The sequence below is a fragment of the Exiguobacterium sp. s121 genome (assembly GCF_018617245.1).
In the GTDB taxonomy this organism is placed as follows: Bacteria; Bacillota; Bacilli; order Exiguobacteriales; family Exiguobacteriaceae; genus Exiguobacterium; species Exiguobacterium profundum.
This window is the reverse complement of sequence record NZ_JACSJV010000004.1, coordinates 61,223-77,065: the sequence shown is the minus strand read 5'-3', so window position 1 is coordinate 77,065 and position 15,843 is coordinate 61,223. Positions and strand designations below refer to the sequence as shown.

The 15,843-nt window shown below is 46.1% G+C and carries 24 protein-coding genes; 18 read left to right on the top strand and 6 right to left on the bottom strand.

Going from position 1 to position 15,843, the window contains the following annotated elements:
• Nucleotides 1–79 precede the first annotated feature (79 nt).
• The 3 genes from KOG47_RS13670 to KOG47_RS13660 are packed head-to-tail and all read left to right on the top strand — an operon-like array spanning nt 80 to nt 2,465.
• Complete coding sequence (locus KOG47_RS13670) at nt 80–1,723, top strand: DUF2075 domain-containing protein (RefSeq protein WP_251131881.1); 1,644 nt, start codon at nt 80–82, stop codon at nt 1,721–1,723.
• A gap of 2 nt (nt 1,724–1,725) precedes the next feature.
• Nucleotides 1,726–2,034 (top strand): nucleotide pyrophosphohydrolase, encoded by a 309-nt coding sequence (locus tag KOG47_RS13665; RefSeq protein WP_215244406.1) that lies wholly within the window; start codon nt 1,726–1,728, stop codon nt 2,032–2,034.
• Nucleotides 2,031–2,465 carry a hypothetical protein gene (locus KOG47_RS13660; RefSeq protein WP_215244405.1) on the top strand — a complete coding sequence of 145 codons (435 nt, stop codon included), beginning with the start codon at nt 2,031–2,033 and terminating at the stop codon, nt 2,463–2,465. The genes KOG47_RS13665 and KOG47_RS13660 overlap by 4 nt, the downstream gene beginning before the upstream one ends.
• A 73-nt stretch (nt 2,466–2,538) precedes the next feature.
• On the opposite strand, the gene KOG47_RS13655 is transcribed toward KOG47_RS13660, so the two are convergent.
• Nucleotides 2,539–3,114: a cysteine hydrolase family protein gene (locus KOG47_RS13655; RefSeq protein ID WP_074034786.1), complete on the bottom strand. Its 576-nt coding sequence runs from the start codon at nt 3,112–3,114 to the stop codon at nt 2,539–2,541.
• Between the two features lie 145 nt (nt 3,115–3,259).
• On the opposite strand from KOG47_RS13655, the gene KOG47_RS13650 reads away from it, so the two are divergent.
• Nucleotides 3,260–3,682: an Lrp/AsnC family transcriptional regulator gene (locus KOG47_RS13650; protein ID WP_215244404.1), complete on the top strand. Its 423-nt coding sequence runs from the start codon at nt 3,260–3,262 to the stop codon at nt 3,680–3,682.
• Nucleotides 3,683–3,897: 215 nt separating this feature from the next.
• Nucleotides 3,898–4,260, top strand: coding sequence for a hypothetical protein (locus KOG47_RS13645; protein ID WP_215244403.1), 363 nt, complete (start codon nt 3,898–3,900; stop codon nt 4,258–4,260).
• A gap of 6 nt (nt 4,261–4,266) precedes the next feature.
• On the opposite strand, the gene KOG47_RS13640 is transcribed toward KOG47_RS13645, so the two are convergent.
• A complete protein-coding gene (locus tag KOG47_RS13640; RefSeq protein WP_074034783.1) occupies nt 4,267–4,491 on the bottom strand; it encodes a hypothetical protein in 225 nt (74 codons plus the stop codon).
• Between the two features lie 157 nt (nt 4,492–4,648).
• Here KOG47_RS13640 and KOG47_RS13635 point away from each other — a divergent pair, with 157 nt between their 5' ends.
• Nucleotides 4,649–5,392 carry a nucleotidyltransferase domain-containing protein gene (locus KOG47_RS13635; RefSeq protein ID WP_215244402.1) on the top strand — a complete coding sequence of 248 codons (744 nt, stop codon included), beginning with the start codon at nt 4,649–4,651 and terminating at the stop codon, nt 5,390–5,392.
• Here KOG47_RS13635 and KOG47_RS13630 read toward each other — a convergent pair.
• Nucleotides 5,389–5,673: a hypothetical protein gene (locus tag KOG47_RS13630; protein WP_214873890.1), complete on the bottom strand. Its 285-nt coding sequence runs from the start codon at nt 5,671–5,673 to the stop codon at nt 5,389–5,391. The two genes, KOG47_RS13635 and KOG47_RS13630, sit on opposite strands and share 4 nt — an antisense overlap.
• Before the next feature lie 82 nt (nt 5,674–5,755).
• Between KOG47_RS13630 and KOG47_RS13625 the strand changes: the two genes are divergently transcribed.
• The gene (locus tag KOG47_RS13625) at nt 5,756–6,787 is read left to right on the top strand and encodes a flavin monoamine oxidase family protein (RefSeq protein WP_215244401.1); all 1,032 of its coding nucleotides are present in this window, start codon (nt 5,756–5,758) and stop codon (nt 6,785–6,787) included.
• A 40-nt stretch (nt 6,788–6,827) separates the two neighbouring features.
• On the opposite strand, the gene KOG47_RS13620 is transcribed toward KOG47_RS13625, so the two are convergent.
• A complete protein-coding gene (locus KOG47_RS13620) occupies nt 6,828–7,259 on the bottom strand; it encodes a MarR family winged helix-turn-helix transcriptional regulator (RefSeq protein ID WP_074034775.1) in 432 nt (143 codons plus the stop codon).
• Between the two features lie 19 nt (nt 7,260–7,278).
• Nucleotides 7,279–8,484 carry an MFS transporter gene (locus tag KOG47_RS13615; RefSeq protein WP_215244400.1) on the bottom strand — a complete coding sequence of 402 codons (1,206 nt, stop codon included), beginning with the start codon at nt 8,482–8,484 and terminating at the stop codon, nt 7,279–7,281.
• Between the two features lie 162 nt (nt 8,485–8,646).
• Here KOG47_RS13615 and KOG47_RS13610 point away from each other — a divergent pair, with 162 nt between their 5' ends.
• From KOG47_RS13610 to KOG47_RS13560, 11 genes are all read left to right on the top strand, one after another.
• Nucleotides 8,647–9,105, top strand: a complete 459-nt coding sequence (locus tag KOG47_RS13610) for a hypothetical protein (protein ID WP_159563425.1) — start codon at nt 8,647–8,649, stop codon at nt 9,103–9,105.
• A gap of 9 nt (nt 9,106–9,114) precedes the next feature.
• Nucleotides 9,115–9,618 carry a hypothetical protein gene (locus KOG47_RS13605; protein ID WP_196431778.1) on the top strand — a complete coding sequence of 168 codons (504 nt, stop codon included), beginning with the start codon at nt 9,115–9,117 and terminating at the stop codon, nt 9,616–9,618.
• Nucleotides 9,615–10,100, top strand: a complete 486-nt coding sequence (locus KOG47_RS13600) for a hypothetical protein (protein WP_215244399.1) — start codon at nt 9,615–9,617, stop codon at nt 10,098–10,100. Before KOG47_RS13605 ends, KOG47_RS13600 begins: the two co-directional genes overlap by 4 nt.
• Complete coding sequence (locus tag KOG47_RS13595) at nt 10,075–10,557, top strand: hypothetical protein (RefSeq protein ID WP_215244398.1); 483 nt, start codon at nt 10,075–10,077, stop codon at nt 10,555–10,557. The genes KOG47_RS13600 and KOG47_RS13595 overlap by 26 nt, the downstream gene beginning before the upstream one ends.
• 106 nt (nt 10,558–10,663) lie before the next feature.
• Nucleotides 10,664–11,602 (top strand): DMT family transporter, encoded by a 939-nt coding sequence (locus KOG47_RS13590; protein ID WP_251131880.1) that lies wholly within the window; start codon nt 10,664–10,666, stop codon nt 11,600–11,602.
• A gap of 12 nt (nt 11,603–11,614) precedes the next feature.
• The gene (locus KOG47_RS13585; protein WP_215244396.1) at nt 11,615–12,040 is read left to right on the top strand and encodes a DMT family transporter; all 426 of its coding nucleotides are present in this window, start codon (nt 11,615–11,617) and stop codon (nt 12,038–12,040) included.
• A gap of 12 nt (nt 12,041–12,052) precedes the next feature.
• A complete protein-coding gene (locus KOG47_RS13580; protein ID WP_215244395.1) occupies nt 12,053–12,712 on the top strand; it encodes a Crp/Fnr family transcriptional regulator in 660 nt (219 codons plus the stop codon).
• Nucleotides 12,713–12,724: 12 nt separating this feature from the next.
• Entirely contained in the window at nt 12,725–13,198 is a 474-nt protein-coding gene (locus KOG47_RS13575) for a DMT family transporter (RefSeq protein ID WP_215244394.1), read from the top strand.
• Between the two features lie 380 nt (nt 13,199–13,578).
• On the top strand, nt 13,579–13,983 hold the full coding sequence (locus KOG47_RS13570; RefSeq protein WP_215244393.1) for a hypothetical protein: 405 nt from the start codon (nt 13,579–13,581) through the stop codon (nt 13,981–13,983).
• A 58-nt stretch (nt 13,984–14,041) separates the two neighbouring features.
• The gene (locus KOG47_RS13565; protein WP_215244392.1) at nt 14,042–14,524 is read left to right on the top strand and encodes a hypothetical protein; all 483 of its coding nucleotides are present in this window, start codon (nt 14,042–14,044) and stop codon (nt 14,522–14,524) included.
• Nucleotides 14,524–15,000: a hypothetical protein gene (locus tag KOG47_RS13560; RefSeq protein ID WP_215244391.1), complete on the top strand. Its 477-nt coding sequence runs from the start codon at nt 14,524–14,526 to the stop codon at nt 14,998–15,000. Before KOG47_RS13565 ends, KOG47_RS13560 begins: the two co-directional genes overlap by 1 nt.
• 109 nt (nt 15,001–15,109) lie before the next feature.
• On the opposite strand, the gene KOG47_RS13555 is transcribed toward KOG47_RS13560, so the two are convergent.
• Nucleotides 15,110–15,838 carry an ATP-binding cassette domain-containing protein gene (locus tag KOG47_RS13555; RefSeq protein WP_215244390.1) on the bottom strand — a complete coding sequence of 243 codons (729 nt, stop codon included), beginning with the start codon at nt 15,836–15,838 and terminating at the stop codon, nt 15,110–15,112.
• Nucleotides 15,839–15,843 lie beyond the last annotated feature (5 nt).

Here is a 15,843-nt window from a genome sequence, read left to right as displayed (position 1 = left end):
AGTGATGTGTAATCATTTAAAAAGGTATTGTATGATAAAATGGATATAATTTGAAATCAGAAGAGAGTAGGTCTGTTGCATGGTTAAAGTCGTTCCATTCACATTCGAAGAAAGTAGTCTACATAGCATCGATGATACAGAAACATATGTGAACTATCCGGTGATTTACATTTTGAACGGAGAGAAAGAAGCATACATTGGTGAAACGGTTCATTTTAAAAAGCGAATGAAGCAACATCTAAAGCTTAAACAAACGGAACGGAAACAGCTGAGCCAAATTCATCTCATCAATCATGACAAGTTCAACCGTTCAGCAACATTTCATCTCGAAACAAAGCTCATCAATTACTTCTTAGGAGATGAGAAATATACTCTTCAGAATAAAAGTAAAACTGCGAACGACTTCACGCACAATTACTACAATAAAACTTACTACGACAACGAATTGTTTCCCGAACTTTGGAATGAATTACATCGGAAGGGACTTGTTCAAAATGAGCTTCATGCCATTGAAAATAAAGATATCTTTAAACTGTCTCCGTTTAAAGAATTGTCTGTCGAGCAATTAGATTTAAAAGAGCAGGTTCTTGATTTTTGTGAAACGCAAATGTCGAAAGTGGATCCGAATGCAACATACGGAGATTTATATGTGATTGAAGGGGAAGCAGGTGTAGGGAAGAGTGTTGTCTTGAGCTCAATCTTTAATACAATCCAAGCTCGAACAAAAGACACTAATTCAACACTTCATCAGACAAAAAATTATTTGGTTGTTAATCATGAAGAGATGTTGAAGACCTATAAAGGAATCGCCAAGCAGGTGAAACATCTTAAAGCAGGGGACTTCATAAAACCGACGCCATTATTGAATAAACTGAAAGACGAGAAAGCCGACATTATCTTTGTGGACGAAGCCCACTTGTTGCTGACGAAATCAGATGCCTATAACAATTTCCGAGAAAACAACCATCTTGAGGAGTTGCTGAAGAAAGCTAAAATTGTCATCGCTATTTTTGATCAACATCAAGTGTTGAAACTGAAGAGTCACTGGAATTCATTCAAATTGGATGATTATAAAAAGAAAGCAAGGACGGTTGAGACCTACAAACTAACCAATCAATTCCGGATGCAAGCAGATGAAGATATGATGAACTGGGTCAACACATTTAAAGAAAAACGAATCAATCCATTACCGAAATCTAAGCGATACGATTTACGAATATTTGAAACGTTAGAAGAGATGCACCGTGCCATCATCGAGCAAGATCGAAGATACGGGTTGAGCCGTGTTGTTTCGACTTTTGACTTTTTACACAAAAAGGACGGAGACACCTATTATGTGTATGAGTCGAACGGAGATTATAAAATGCCATGGAATACAACCGGTGGAAAAACGACGTGGGCTGAAAAAGCAGAAACCATCGCCGAAGCCGGCTCGATCTATACGATTCAAGGATTTGATTTGAACTATGTTGGTGTCGTTTTAGGCCCATCCGTATCTTATGATGAGGAGCAGGAGTGTCTAATGATTGACCCGAATTTATACAAAGATACGGGAGCTTATGCTGGAATCGAAGGTGTTGAGAATGTTGATTCGGCAAAAGAACAGATTGTCTTGAACTCGATTAACATATTGATGAAGCGTGGCGTCAAAGGCCTCTATCTATATGCGTCTGATGAATCGCTACGACGAAAATTATTGAAGCTACAAAGAGAGAGGGTATAAATATGAACGAAGTACAACGATTAATGGACGAGGTCATTAAATTCCGAGATGAACGCGACTGGGCGTTCCATCACAATCCGAAAGATTTGGCGTTATCGTTATCGCTTGAGGCAAGTGAGCTCCTTGAAGTATTTCAATGGGTGTCGAGTGAAGAAGCGCTTGAGACGAAGAAGACGGAGATGGAAGAGGAATTGGCAGATGTGTTGATTTACGCGTTGACATTCGCTCATGCTGCTGACATCGATGTTTCAAAAGCGATTGAAGACAAGCTTGTGAAAAACGCAGTGAAATATCCGAGTCCGCAAAAATGACTGAGGAGTTCTATATCAACATTCCATCCGATCGATTTATGATTCCTTGTCATTTAATGGGGCCTCATTTCTCTCCTTGCGCTGCATCAGAGAAAACAGGTATTCAATTTTATAAGCAAACGGAAGTTGGGGAAATTGAGCATATCGGAAAACGTAAAGAAATCGCTAAGGTAGGTCATGCGTCGTTTGAACCACCACTTGAAATTCAGCAAATGGAAAATCCGTATGTCGGACTTTTTTGGATGATTGACACTCTGGCAGAACATATTGATACCCTTCGCTCTTGTGGAGCCGATGATATCTGGATTGATTTGGGTGTGGTCTCTCACTTAGATGTGAAGTTAGAATTTGAACCAGATTTCTTGATGAAGCTTGCGAACTTAAAGGTTCCATTTTTGATTAGTGGATATATAGAAACTGCTGATGAATAATAGCAATACGAAAAATATGAGTGACATCTGTATACTTTAAAGCCAGGTTATGAATAAAAAGAAGTACAATCCATCAGGACTGTACTTCTTTTTGTAACACATCTTTCATGACCTCAATTGTCGTTTGAATCGATGCAAATTCTTCATTTAGACTAGCGAGCGACACATCATGGATGACCTCTGCAGGGATCCATGTCCCGCTGATCGATTGTCGGTCGAACGTTGCCGTCGCATCGGAGACAACAATCGGATTGAATCCCAAGTTTCCTGCCATCCGTGCGGTCGTCTCGACACAATGGTTCGTGATTAATCCGGTGATGACAATCTGTGTCGCACCAAGTGATTCGAGTCGTTCCTGTAAGTCTGTTCCGATGAAGGCGCTATTCACCTGTTTCGTTAAGATGACATCTTGTTCACGAGGTTGAATGAAGTCTTGGAACAAATGACCATCTTTTTTGAAATAGAAGAGTGAGGTCGGAACGTTCGTGACATGTTGGACATAGATGATCGGTTGATCATGATGTTCCCACGCTTCAATCAACCGTGCGATATTCTCTTCGCATTTTGGATTGTTGCGGTTTCCCCAGCTTGGATCATGAAAGGCTTGTTGGACATCGATGATGAGTAATGGAACGACTGTCGTTTGCATGTTGATTCCCCCTTGAATTGGTTACTTCAAGTGTATGCAACGGAGGAATATAGATACATAGAGGTTTGACGGAATTTTCAGCGAATGACTTTAGAAAGAACGGATTATGCACCATTACACTTTATTTTTGAAAGGTGAATGCCAAATGGATGAAATAGACCGCCATATTGTTGAATTGATGCAACAACAAGCCCGGATCTCGATGACCGAATTAGGACGACAAATTGGATTGTCTACACCTGCTGCGACAGAACGGGTGAAGCGACTCGAAGAACGTGGAGTCATCACAGGCTATCGGGCTGTCATCAATCCTGAAAAGATGGACAAACACGTGACCGCCTTTATTCTTTATGACACCCATCGTTGTGAGGCGTTCCGTGAATTTTGTCGTCAACAGTCGTCTGTGATTGAGTGTCATCGTCTAGCCGGACAGTATAGTTACCTCGTCAAAGTGGTAACGGAAAACGTGCGCACATTAGAGACGTTCATCGACGAATCGATGGAATACGGTCGTCCCTCATCTTTGATAAATCTATCTTCACCAGTATCATTCAGACCCGTTTTATGAAAGCTATGGAGTGACTTTTAACAGTGAGAGTGATTGCGAGCTAGTAAAAGAGAATAGATGAAATTTTTTCAGTACAAATTGATTTTTAATCAAATGAAAAGGAGGGGGACACGATGTCGCACGATGAGCGTTTACGAGAAATAACTAAGGCTCGCCTACGTACGAACCGTATCAATGTCTTGTTATCGCTCACTTTTTTGTTAGGGGGATGGATGATGTGGTGGTTTGGAGAGTTCTCTCTCATTCAAGTTCTCTTGGGAATCCTTTTGCTCATTCCACCTCTTTTGATGGTTCATATGTGGAGACGTACCCGAATGTTGCTTCGTTTCAATGAAGCGATGGAATATCAACGTATAGTTTGGTCGGAGTTCATTCTTGCGCTGGTTGTCGTCTGCATATTGATTGGAATTGCAACTACGATCATCCTAACCGAATCATTTAGCTTATCGACTGTTCCACTCCTGGTCATGTTCGTCACGGCCCTGATGTCTAGACACCTTGATCAGCGGATGAAGCAAATCGACCCTGAACATGTGACGTACGCAAATCTCGCTCGATATCAGACGAAACGCAGCTAACCTGAGTCAGCTACGTTTTGTGTTCGAATCTAATTGTTGTTCGATGTGGTCGAGACGTTCGATTAATACTTGTATCTGCTTCGAACGTTCACGTTCCATAAAGAGTTGCTCGTCTGCTCGTTTCTCAGAACGTGCCACGACATTACGAATCCACAAAATACCGATGATTAGTACAACGATTGGCAAAATCGTGAAGATGAGTCCGAATAATGAGACCATGATGACGTTCATATAGACATACCTCCCTTTCTACGTCTTCATTATACTTCCAAATATAACCTGTTTGAAAGGGGGAACCGTGGTATTTCAAATCCGACATGCATAAACTAAAAAAAGGAGTTCGATACATCATGACGTTTACTACATTTCAACGAGTCGGTACGTATCTATGAAACGGCCGACCCGACTTGGTACGGACGATGCGGGTTATGTCATCAACCAGACGTCCATCCGTCATGTGCAGCCTGAGTTTGAAAGTGTCCTTTTCAAAGCAATCGAATTGGTGAAAGAAGCATTCGATGAACAGCTACACAGCATATATCTTTATGGAAGCATCGGTCGCGGGACAGCTGTTGCTGGGCAATCGGATCTAGATTTGACGGTGCTCGTGCATGAGGACGTCGATGCGACAGAATTGGTGGAGCAGACGGAGCAATTGCTAATGCAACATCCGGAAGTCATTAAAATCGATTATGACATCGGGCGTCTAGATGTGGCACTGGATCCGGCGAATCGTTTTGAATGGGGCTTTTGGCTAAGACATCTTTGCACGTGTGTGGACGGGGAAGAAGTCTCGATTCAATTCCCGCGCATGAAGCCGGATGTTCGTGTGAGTGAGGCGTTGAACCAGGACTTGATTTCTTCAATTGAAGCAGCCAAGTCGAAATTGCTTCGTGGACAGATGTCTCATCTGGAGAAACGCTCCATCGTGAAGCGCGTCATCCGAGGTTGGTATTTAACGATCAACGTGAAGGACGAGAGTTTTGCGACGACTGTAGAAGCGTGCTTGGCGATTTTAAAACTTTATTTCTCGGAAGATCCGCGAGTAGAGCAAGGAGAAGCACTGTTGAGACAAGATGAAATCACAAATCAACAGCTTCTAGACTATTTGAATGAAATAGATTGGATTTAACGATGTCGCTCCTCGATTGGGATATATCCGTTCGGTCGTCTTCGCTTCACGTCTGTGTCAAAGAAGAAATAAGGGACATATAAAGCGCTTGATACGTACATAATGATGACAAATTCGATTGCGGTCGACCATTGAATGAGGTCGAATAAAAATAGAGACCATATGGGATATGAAACGAGACACATCGCCACAGTCATCCGACCCTTAGTTTGAATAAAACGGTACAAAATGCGCATCAATACGATATAAGGGAAGAATAGATAATAGAACATATTTTTCAATTGATGTCGTCCTTTCTTGCATATGTAAAACCATCTAACTCAGTATAATCGAGGAGAGACGGACGACAAAGGAGAATTTACAATGAAATCAATCGCCATCATTGGAGCTGGTATCAGCGGATTTTATGCTGCGAACCAACTTCATCAAAAGGGATATGACGTCACCATCTTTGAGGCACGTGATCGTATTGGTGGTCGTATCTTGACGAAGGACGGCTATGATCTCGGACCGACGTGGTATTGGCCGGATACGGAGAAGACCATCTCTGAACTCGTGGATACACTTGGACTCGAGTCATTCGTTCAACATACGACAGGACACATGGTGCTCGAACGTCAAACGACGACCGCACCGGAACGACATGTGTTACCGGAAGAAAGCATCGTCTTATCTAAGCGTTTAGTCGGTGGGATGACGAGTCTGGTGGAAGCACTGCATGCGAAGTTGCCCGATGACATCGTTCGGCTTGGGCATCGCCTGACCTCGATCGAGCGACAGTCGGACCGAGTCCAACTGACGTTTCACAATGGTTCGGTGCATCACACGGATGACGTGATCCTTGCGATTCCACCACGTCTCGTTGCGGAAGTGGTAATTGAACCGGCATTGTCAGCGCAAACGCGCAAAGCGCTCAAAACGACTCCCACATGGATGGCTTCTCAGGCGAAAGCGCTCATCGTATACGAGACACCGTTCTGGCGAGAAGAAGGTCTGTCTGGCTTTGGGATGAGCTGGGTCGGTCCACTTCAAGAGATTCATGACGCTTCTCTGATAGATGGACCAGGTGCGCTGTTCGGATTTTTCCGTCTGTCACCGGGAGAACGAGAAGCGCTAGGAGAAGGACCGGTAAAGACGCGTGTCATCGAACAACTGGAGAAGCTGTATGGTCCGAAAGCGAATGACTTCTTGCGATTTCACTACATGGACTGGTCGACAGAATCAGAGACAGCGACATCTGACGATTTCCTGCCGCTCACGGCATTCCCGGCTTACGGTCCGATTGAGCTCGGAGACCGTCTCCATTTGATTGGTTCGGAGACGGATGCGCAGTTCGGGGGACATATCGAAGGGGCATTGCGGTCGGCGAATCGAATCGTACAAGGGTTGGTATAACGAAAAAGACAAATCGTCCGACTAGCGGCGATTTGTCTTTTTATTTGAATTTCTGAATCATCAACGCGAGCGAACGGTTGATCATCTTCATCTCGTCATCCTCAAGGACGGAGAACATCTCTTCAGCGAGGCGCTCTTCAATCGCATCGATTTGTTTCGAGTACGCCAGACCGTTCGGACCAAGTCGGATGAAGCTTTCTCGAAGGTTTTCGGGATTCTTTTCCCGCATGACGAAGTCGCGTTGCTCGAGCACTTTGAGCACCTGACTGACAGCACTTTTGGAGATGGACATCTTCGTCGCAATCTCTGTCGTCGTCCACGTCTCTTGGCGTTTGAAGAGAAGCAGCATCTGTTCTTGTTGATAGCTCAGCTCGAACTCGTTCAGTTCCGTGAAATATTTCGTGAACAGCAAGTCGAGCTCATCGATTTGGCGATACATCGTGAGGACTTGTTGCTTTCGTGTTTCATTCAACGTGTCATTCATCCTTTCTTTACGGTGTCTGTCGGAACGTCTCGCTCCGGAGGTATAAGAGGACACCACACACTAATCCGATTATACCAAATGCCAATAAGAGCGTTTGAATCGGTACAGACAAAGCAACGAGCACCGATAAAATGGCGAACGCAATCGGTTCAAGGCCTGAGGCGGCGAGCGACATGATGCTCATGACACGCCCGATTTTGTCAGAGTCGCTTTGTTCCTGCATGATGGTGACCGTCGGCAAGTAGACGAGCATGATCATAAACCCGCTCATAGAAGCCGCGACCGCGAGAAGCGGAATCGATTGGACTTGAGTGTAGAGGAAGAAGGCACCGAGTGTCAGGAAGAGGACGCGGAAGACGAAGCGTCCACGATGAACGGTCCGCAGGAATAGAATCAGGAAGCTTGCGACGAATGTCCCGACAGCGAGCCCACCTTCGATGATACTCAAATCAAATGCTGTCCCTCCGACCGCGCCAACGAGAATCGGGATACTCATGATGAGCGGTCCCATGACGAACAAGTTGACGATGGCAATGGCGAACGTCCCACTACGTAACACAGGTGTCTGCGATACGTAACGAATGCCCTCTTTCAAATCAAGGAGTACATCTTTCGCTGAGAGTGGAGCGACCTCGGGAATGTTGTCTTGAATCAGACGTGGCATGATCAAAATCGCGGAGAGGAAAATCAATGCAGCCGACGTGCCGAAACTGAGACCAAAACTTCCCCACGTCAGTAGGATCCCTGCAAGGAACGGACCGATGACGAACATCAACTCGAGCGACCCTTGGAAAAGGGAGTTTGCCCGTTGCAACTGTTGACCTGATACGATTGAAGGCATAAGTGATGACAGTGCCGGGTAAGACATGCCATCTAAAAGACCAAACAATACGGAGATGATCAAGAGGGCTGTCACCGAATACGCGTCAGCGAAATGGAGCGCAACGACAATTAACATCAACACGCCTTGTCCGATATTCGTTAAGCATAACAAGCGACTCTTTTGGAATCGATCAGCGAACACACCGCCGAATACCATCATGACGACACGCGGCAACGAGACCGCCGTCAAGATAATCCCTAGAAGTGCCGGTTGTTTCAAAACGTCGATCGTCAACCATGAGACGCTCAAGAAGAAAATCGAAAACCCGAGCGTGAGCGTCATTCCGGATAACCAAGTGAATACGAACCGAGTATTCTTCAATAAATTCATGTTAATAACCTCTTACTTTCATTCTTCAACATATAGTTAAGTTAACTAAACTATACGGTGAGAAATTCATATCGTCAAGAAGCATGACTTTGGTACGAAAATGTAAAATAACGGAACTTTTCTCATGTTCATCTCGTATAGTGGAATAAGAGGTGAATCAAGATGAACAAACAAGAACGGATTAATACGATTTATCGTTATCAACAGCGTTGGCTCTTTTGGAGAATGGGACTGGCAGCTCTTACCGGGATGTTCGTCTTTCTTGCACTTCAGTCTGACGGTGCGTCAAAGTATATCATTCCATTAGGGGTCACATTAGCAGGCATGTTGTTCGCCATCGGACGAGAGCGGCGCTTCGTCAGGAAGTTGACCGCTGTAGAACAAGCAAAGCGCATCATCGATTGGCAGTATGTGTCGGAGATGGGACTCCTCGTCTTGTTGGCAATTCTTTTCCCATTAATCGTCTTGATTAACTGGCCGGCATGGTCGCTTTTCGTCGTCTTCTTAGGCGGGGTCATCTTATTGCAAGTCGCACAGAAAATGCTCGACCGGCAGATGCCGCAGTATGACGAAGAACAGCCGATGCGCCGCGAAATCAAACTCGACTTCGTGAAAGACTGAGGTGATACCGTGGACAAAGCAGAGCGATTTGAAAGAATTGAACAGTTTGAGAAACGATATACTCGTCTCAACATCATCGTGAGCGTAATCATGCTAGGCGTATCCATCTATTTTCTTTCGACATGGAGTCCGTATAGCATTCTTTTACCCGGTGTCGCACTTCTCTATACGACATGGCTTGAATGGAACAAGATGAAACTGCAGCAATCCTTCAACGAATCGACACGCTATCATCGATTGTTGCGGATTGATTTTACTGTCATGTTGATGAGTTTGATATGGTTTGTGATTTTGATTGGGTTGCATTTCAACGGAATCGATATCTTACCGTGGATGAGTTGGACGCTCCTGATTGGCGGGCCGTGTCTCATATTGATTCCACTTTGGATTGATCGAAAACAGTCCGAGTTTGATGAGCACCACGTCACATCAGGCGAGTGGGCTCGGTCAAACCGGGAACGTTTGAAACATACGTTAGATGATATTTCAAGGAAAGGTCGTAAAGATTCATGACAAAGAAAGAACGGATTCAAGTAATCGGAGGATATCGGCAGTCACGACAAACCCTCCACCTTTGGCTCACGGGAGCCCTTATTTTTTGTAACAGTTTTGTGCTCGGTTTTGATACATGGTGGATATGGGGAATCGGTTCGGTCCTCACGGCTGTCCTACTCATAAGGCTGACGATCAAAGAAGGACGTGTCTTACAGATTTTCACGGTGGGTCGAGGCATCCTACTGACAAAACGCTTATATCGCCTCTATTCCTACTGGATTGGAGCGGTCACAGCAGCAATTCTTTTCAGTCGTCTCCAGATTGCACCTGTCGCATGGGTCATCTTTGGTCTAGGCATCGTCATGTTAGCATGGACGCACTATCAGACCGTCCAACAATTGCGACAAGCCGACCCGGAGCAACCAACACGAGATGAGGTGACAAAGCATTACCGCTCGTATGAAAGGAGTACATATGCTGACGAAAGAAAAGCGAATTGAACAATTGCTGGAGCAGGATGACAGTCATTGGCGTTGGGGGTGGGGCGTCGCCATCGCGACGGTCGTGATGACGCTCGTGATTGCCACGCAGTCCAAACTCTACGCTCCACTCCTCGTCTTCATCAGTTTCTTTCCGTATCTCTGTTTTGAATGGCGGAAGACAAAACTGCTCCTGACCTTTAACGAGGATGGGCGTTACCAACGTCTGGTGTATACAGACTTTGGCATCCGGTGGCTCTGCTTCGTGTTGACCATCTGCTTATTGGCTGCCTATTATGCCGACTCGTTGTCTCCCGTCGTCGCGATTGCCGGGCTGTTCGGAATCGGTGTGATGTCGATTCTGGCACCTTATGTCATCAATCGAAACTTACAATCACTCGATGCGCATCATGTACGAGGGAAAGAATTGCGTGAAGCGCGCGATCAACGCTTCCGTGAGTCCAAAACGAACACCTGAGAAGGGTTCGTTTTTTGTTTGAGGACATCGGTCCTTTTCTTCTTCGGTACGGAGGCGTAAGCTGACAATGTACACAGAACTACTAGAAGAATCGAGGAAGACATTCATGTTAGCTATTTTGATTGGATTGACGATTGGGATTTTATTGCCGATGCAGACGAGTGTCAACTCACGTTTGCGTCAGGTGGTCGGCTCCCCGTTCGTTGCATCTTTTTTATCGTTTACTGTCGGGACGATCTTTTTGTCCTTATTGCTCTTATTGACCGGACAGTCATTCGGATTTGACGGCTCGGTGATTCAGGAAGGTCCGGGTTGGATGTGGATTGGCGGACTGTTAGGGGTCTTGTTCTTAACGGGAAATATTTTGCTGTTCCCAAGACTCGGGAGTGTCCAGACGGTCATCATGCCGATTTTTGGACAGATTTTGATGGGGTTGTTGATTGACCATTTCGGTTGGTTCAATTCTGTAGAACATCCAATTACGGCGCTTCGTTTGTTCGGAGTCGTGCTCGTCTTGTTCGGAGTCATCGGAACGGTCGCCTTATCCGATTGGCTCAACCGCCGAAGAGGCAAACTGGTCGTCTCCATGGAAACGGACACTAGGAATCTGAACCTGTGGCGACTGTTTGGGATTTTCACAGGGATGATGAGTGCCACGCAAACGGCCATTAACGGCTATTTGGGAACAGTGCTCGAATCGGCTCTGAAAGGGGCATTGGTCTCTTTCGTTGTCGGAACGTTGGCGCTCTTGCTCATTTTACTTGTCTCACGCCAATCCGTTCCGCTCGGTCAACTGAAAGGTCAACCGTGGTGGATTTGGCTCGGTGGGATCATTGGGGCGCTCTTCATCGGAGGAAACGTCCTCATCGTACCGATTGTCGGGACAGGAATCGCTGTCATCATCGTCATTGTCGGACTGTTATGCGGTAGCTTGCTCATCGACCGCTTCGGTTGGTTCGGCGCGAAGAAGAACCCGGTCACCGGGGTACAACTCATCAGTCTGGTTGTCATGGTCATTGGAATTGTATTGATTCGTTTATCTTAAGGGGGGAGAACGATGCGGGGAGTGCTCTTCGCCATGAGTGGGGGATTCTTTCTCACGTTGCAAAGTGTCGCTAACGCTCGAATCAGTTCACAGATTGGGACGTGGCAAGCGGCGACGTTAACACAATTCACTGGATTCGTCGTCGCGCTTCTCGTCATGCTGGTGCTCCGGGACCGCACGTATGTCGAGATGCGGCACGTGAAGCCGCTCTATTTATCTGGTGGGGCATTTGCGGCGATTATCTTATTTAGTAATATGACGGGCGTCCATAAACTCGGGGTCACGATGACAATCTCGTTGTTTCTCATTGCGCAACTGGCGCTCGCGCTCGTCATCGATTGGCGAGGATGGTTCGGAATGGTGCGACGGAAGTTGAACGGGGCTCAGTTGATTGGTGTGTTCATGATGATTGCGGGGGTCATCTTATTAAAATGGTAGGGGGAAACGTGCATGGTTGACGCGTATGTGAAGCAATTTGAATTGACTGTCTTACCAGAAGAAGCGCAGAACGAATTGCAGCTCGTCCGATACGAGCCAGGAGACGTCATCTGTACACAAGGTGATGAAGCAGGGCATCTCCGCTTCTTAGTGAAGGGAAAGATTCGCGTCTCCCATACTTCTGCTACCGGCAAACGACTCGTCCTCTCCTTCAAATATCCGCTCGACTTGATCGGGGACATCGAATATATTCAACGAACCCCGTTTTTGAATACGGTCGAGGCCGTCACGGAAGTCGAAATGCTTGTCATTCGGTTCGATGACTTGGTTCGTCATGCACATCAAAATGTTGCGTGGCTACACTATTTATTGGAAGAAATCACGCGAAAATTTGAACGGAAATCACAATCGCTCAGCTTCAATCTGTTCTATCCCGTGGAAGTGCGCTTGGCGAGTTATCTGTTATCGATGACACCGAATGACCAAACACTCGGCTCGACCGTCGACCAATTGACGGATATCGCTGATTTGATTGGGACGAGTTATCGTCATGTGAATCGGACGCTCCGGCGTTTCGTCGAGGCAGGATTGATTGAACGAAATCGGCGGGTAATCACGCTCGTCGATCGGGAAGGTTTGTTGGAGATTGTCGGGGAGAGCATTTATGAATAGGAGGGGAGGCATATGGCGATTGGCATGATACTTGCCATCTTCGGCGGGATGCTCGTCTGTGTGCAAAACACGTTTAATGCCAACGTCAAGAAGCGTGTCGGAGCATGGGCGACGACGACGCTCGTTCTCTGTCTTGGATTTTTAGCATCGCTACTCATTGGGTTGTTTCAAGAAGGTGGTGGCTTGTTCCGAGTAGAGGAGATGGAGACATGGTACTGGTTCAGCGGAATCCTCGGCGTCGGGGTCGTCATGAGTGTGACGCAAGGGGTTGAGCGCCTCGGGCCGAGTTACGCGATCTCAATCGTTATGGTGTCTCAAATCTTATTCGCGCTCCTCTGGGATACGTTAGGGTGGTTCGGATTGACGGCCGTCCCGTTCACATGGAAAACGGTCGTCGGGATTGTGTTAATCGTTGGTGGGGTGCTCGTATTTCAGTTGAGTGGAAAGGTAAAACCAACTCGCGCGTCGATGAATCGAGCGAGTTAAATGTTAAAAAGAAGTTCCACGTTTTGAACGAATCCTCTTTTAGAAAAACGCGTATAAATTAGAAGAATAGAATGAAAGGGGGAATCTTATGCAACAAGTAATGGACATGGGATGGACAATTTTAAACTTAGGGTTGTTGACGATGATTGGAATCTTTTTATTCCGACTCCTTCGCCGGCATTCAAATTAATCAGCATCTGACAATGGTCAGGTGCTTTTTCCTTTTTAATGGGAAAAACTCGAAAGTTTGCTTATAGATTGTTAAGATATAGATATCGATAAATTGGATGATTTTTACTTTTGGAGGGGTGCTAGATGTTACGTGAAGAACGAATGGAATACTTGTACGACAAAGCATGGACTAAAAAGGTCCGCTACTAGTGATCATCATTGGGGTAGTGACAGCGCTTTGGTTAATGTTCAATGATGCAAGAATGAGCCTGTCCCTATTCATCTTTTGTACGGCGATGCTGATGCCGCTTCTGGTAGCGACATGGCATAAAATCAAGTTGTTTTTACAGTTCAATGACTCATCCACGTACCAGCGCTTTATTTATCTAAAAGGCATGATTCAGTTTATTCTCTTGATTGGTGTCATATCGATGATGGCGCTCTATGCACTGAAGTACATATCGCTTGATACGTTAAGCCTGGGCTGTGCGACGCTGATTGCGGGTTGCCTCATTCTCGAGTCGTGGGTCGACTGGAAGATTTTAAAGATTGATGACGAGCACGTGGTCGAGAGTTTGTTGGGATTGATGAATCGGGAGAAGAGTAAGGGATGAAACTGATTGAGAATAATTTTCGTATAGAAAAATAACGAAAACACATGAGGGGGATTCGATGGTAGACCATGAAGTTAGATTAGAACGGATGTTGAAGGATGATAAGAAACGAAAGAAACAATTGACCCTTCCATTGGTTGGGGCCATCGTCTTGACCTTCTTCTATATATGGACGACGAACGTCTTCTTGTTGTATGCCATGATTTTTTTCGGACAATTTCCTGCCCTATATAAATCATGGCACCGCAAGAAGTTATTACTGTCATTTAACGAAGACAAACGGTATCAACAACTCGTGCGATCCGAATTTTTATTGGGTCTTACCTCGCCGTTACTTGTTCTCATACTGATTACCAGTGTGGAGCTTGAGTGGATTTCATTGTTCACGTTCGTCATCGTTGCATTTATTGGAATCATGGTTCTGTTGATTCTCAGTTTTCCAATCGACCGCAAGTTAAAAGAAATCGATCCGTTACACGTGACGGGTGTCGAACTCGGTCATGTCCAGCTACAACGGAAGAAACGAAAAAGTGAAGCGTGATGAATAAACAAGAGCGTCTCCCTAAAATGGTCGAACAGGATCTCGACGCACGAGGGAGCAGCACACTATTTGGCATCATCGGTCTGTTTCTCCTTCTCGTTGTTTCGGTCATAAAAGGTGTCACGGTGACGACGGTTGCCTTGTCTTTCCTCGTGGCCCAACTGCCGATGCTTTATCAAGCGTGGCGACGGATGAAGCTGTTACGTACATTTAACGAAGACGAGGAATACCAACGCCTCGTCCGTCGAGAATTTCAAATCATCGTCGCCATGTTTATGTCACTTGGTGTATTCACCTTCCTCACTTGGTTCGTATTCGATTCGATGCAAGAACTACTCGGTGTCGCATTGATTGGCATCATTCCGTTTCTCATCTTGTACGTGTCGATGGACCGTAAACTGCGTGAAGCGGACCCGGAGCATGTGACGAATCGGGAACTACGACGCGCACATCGAGAACAGAAACTCAGCCCCTGACACGCGTCAGAGGCTGAGCTTTTTCATGAGAACATCGCAACGAGAAGACCGCAGACGACCATTCCGAGTGTATAGAATGTGAACCGGTATCGTTCCCAAAACGATTCATTCATCGTGTCACCGCGACATCGTCAAGCGGCGTGTCAACCATCCGAACGAACGCTTCGTCCGGGTCGGTCGTTCCAGACTCGTCGAGCCAGTCTTGGAAGTCCCCTTCATACAAAACGCGTCCACCATGCAGGAAGATGACATGGGCATCAAGTTGAACCAAGTCATGTAACTGATGTGTGGAGATGAGACATGTCTTGCCCTCATCGACGAGTCGTTGCAGGCGGCGCATGATTTGAATGCGGGACGCCGGGTCGACCCCGCTCGTCGGCTCATCAAATAAATAGAGAGAACGTTTGATTGAAGATAAGAGCGTCACGAAGAGCCATTTCTTCTCCCCGACCGACATCTTCCCGAGCTTCATCGTCCATAGATGTTCGAACAGTTCTTGTTCGCGAGAAGTTGAAAGGTTATTCATATACGATTCGAGTTTCTTGAAGTCGGGACGTTGCGACAGACGTCCGATGAAATAGGCGAAGTCTTTCCCCGTCAACTCATGATGGTTGTACATGAGTTGCGTCAAATAGAGCATGTCCGTCGTCGGGACGAGGTCAAGTGACGCTTTGTCGACGGGAAGGGTACCCGTCATACAATCAAACAGGGTCGTCTTTCCGGCACCGTTCTGTCCAATCAAGACGTTCAATTTGTTTGGTTGTAGCGTGAACGAGACGTCATCGAGAACAGGACGTGTCGCTTTCGGATAGCGATAAGTGAGTTGGTTTACGTGCATAAGAA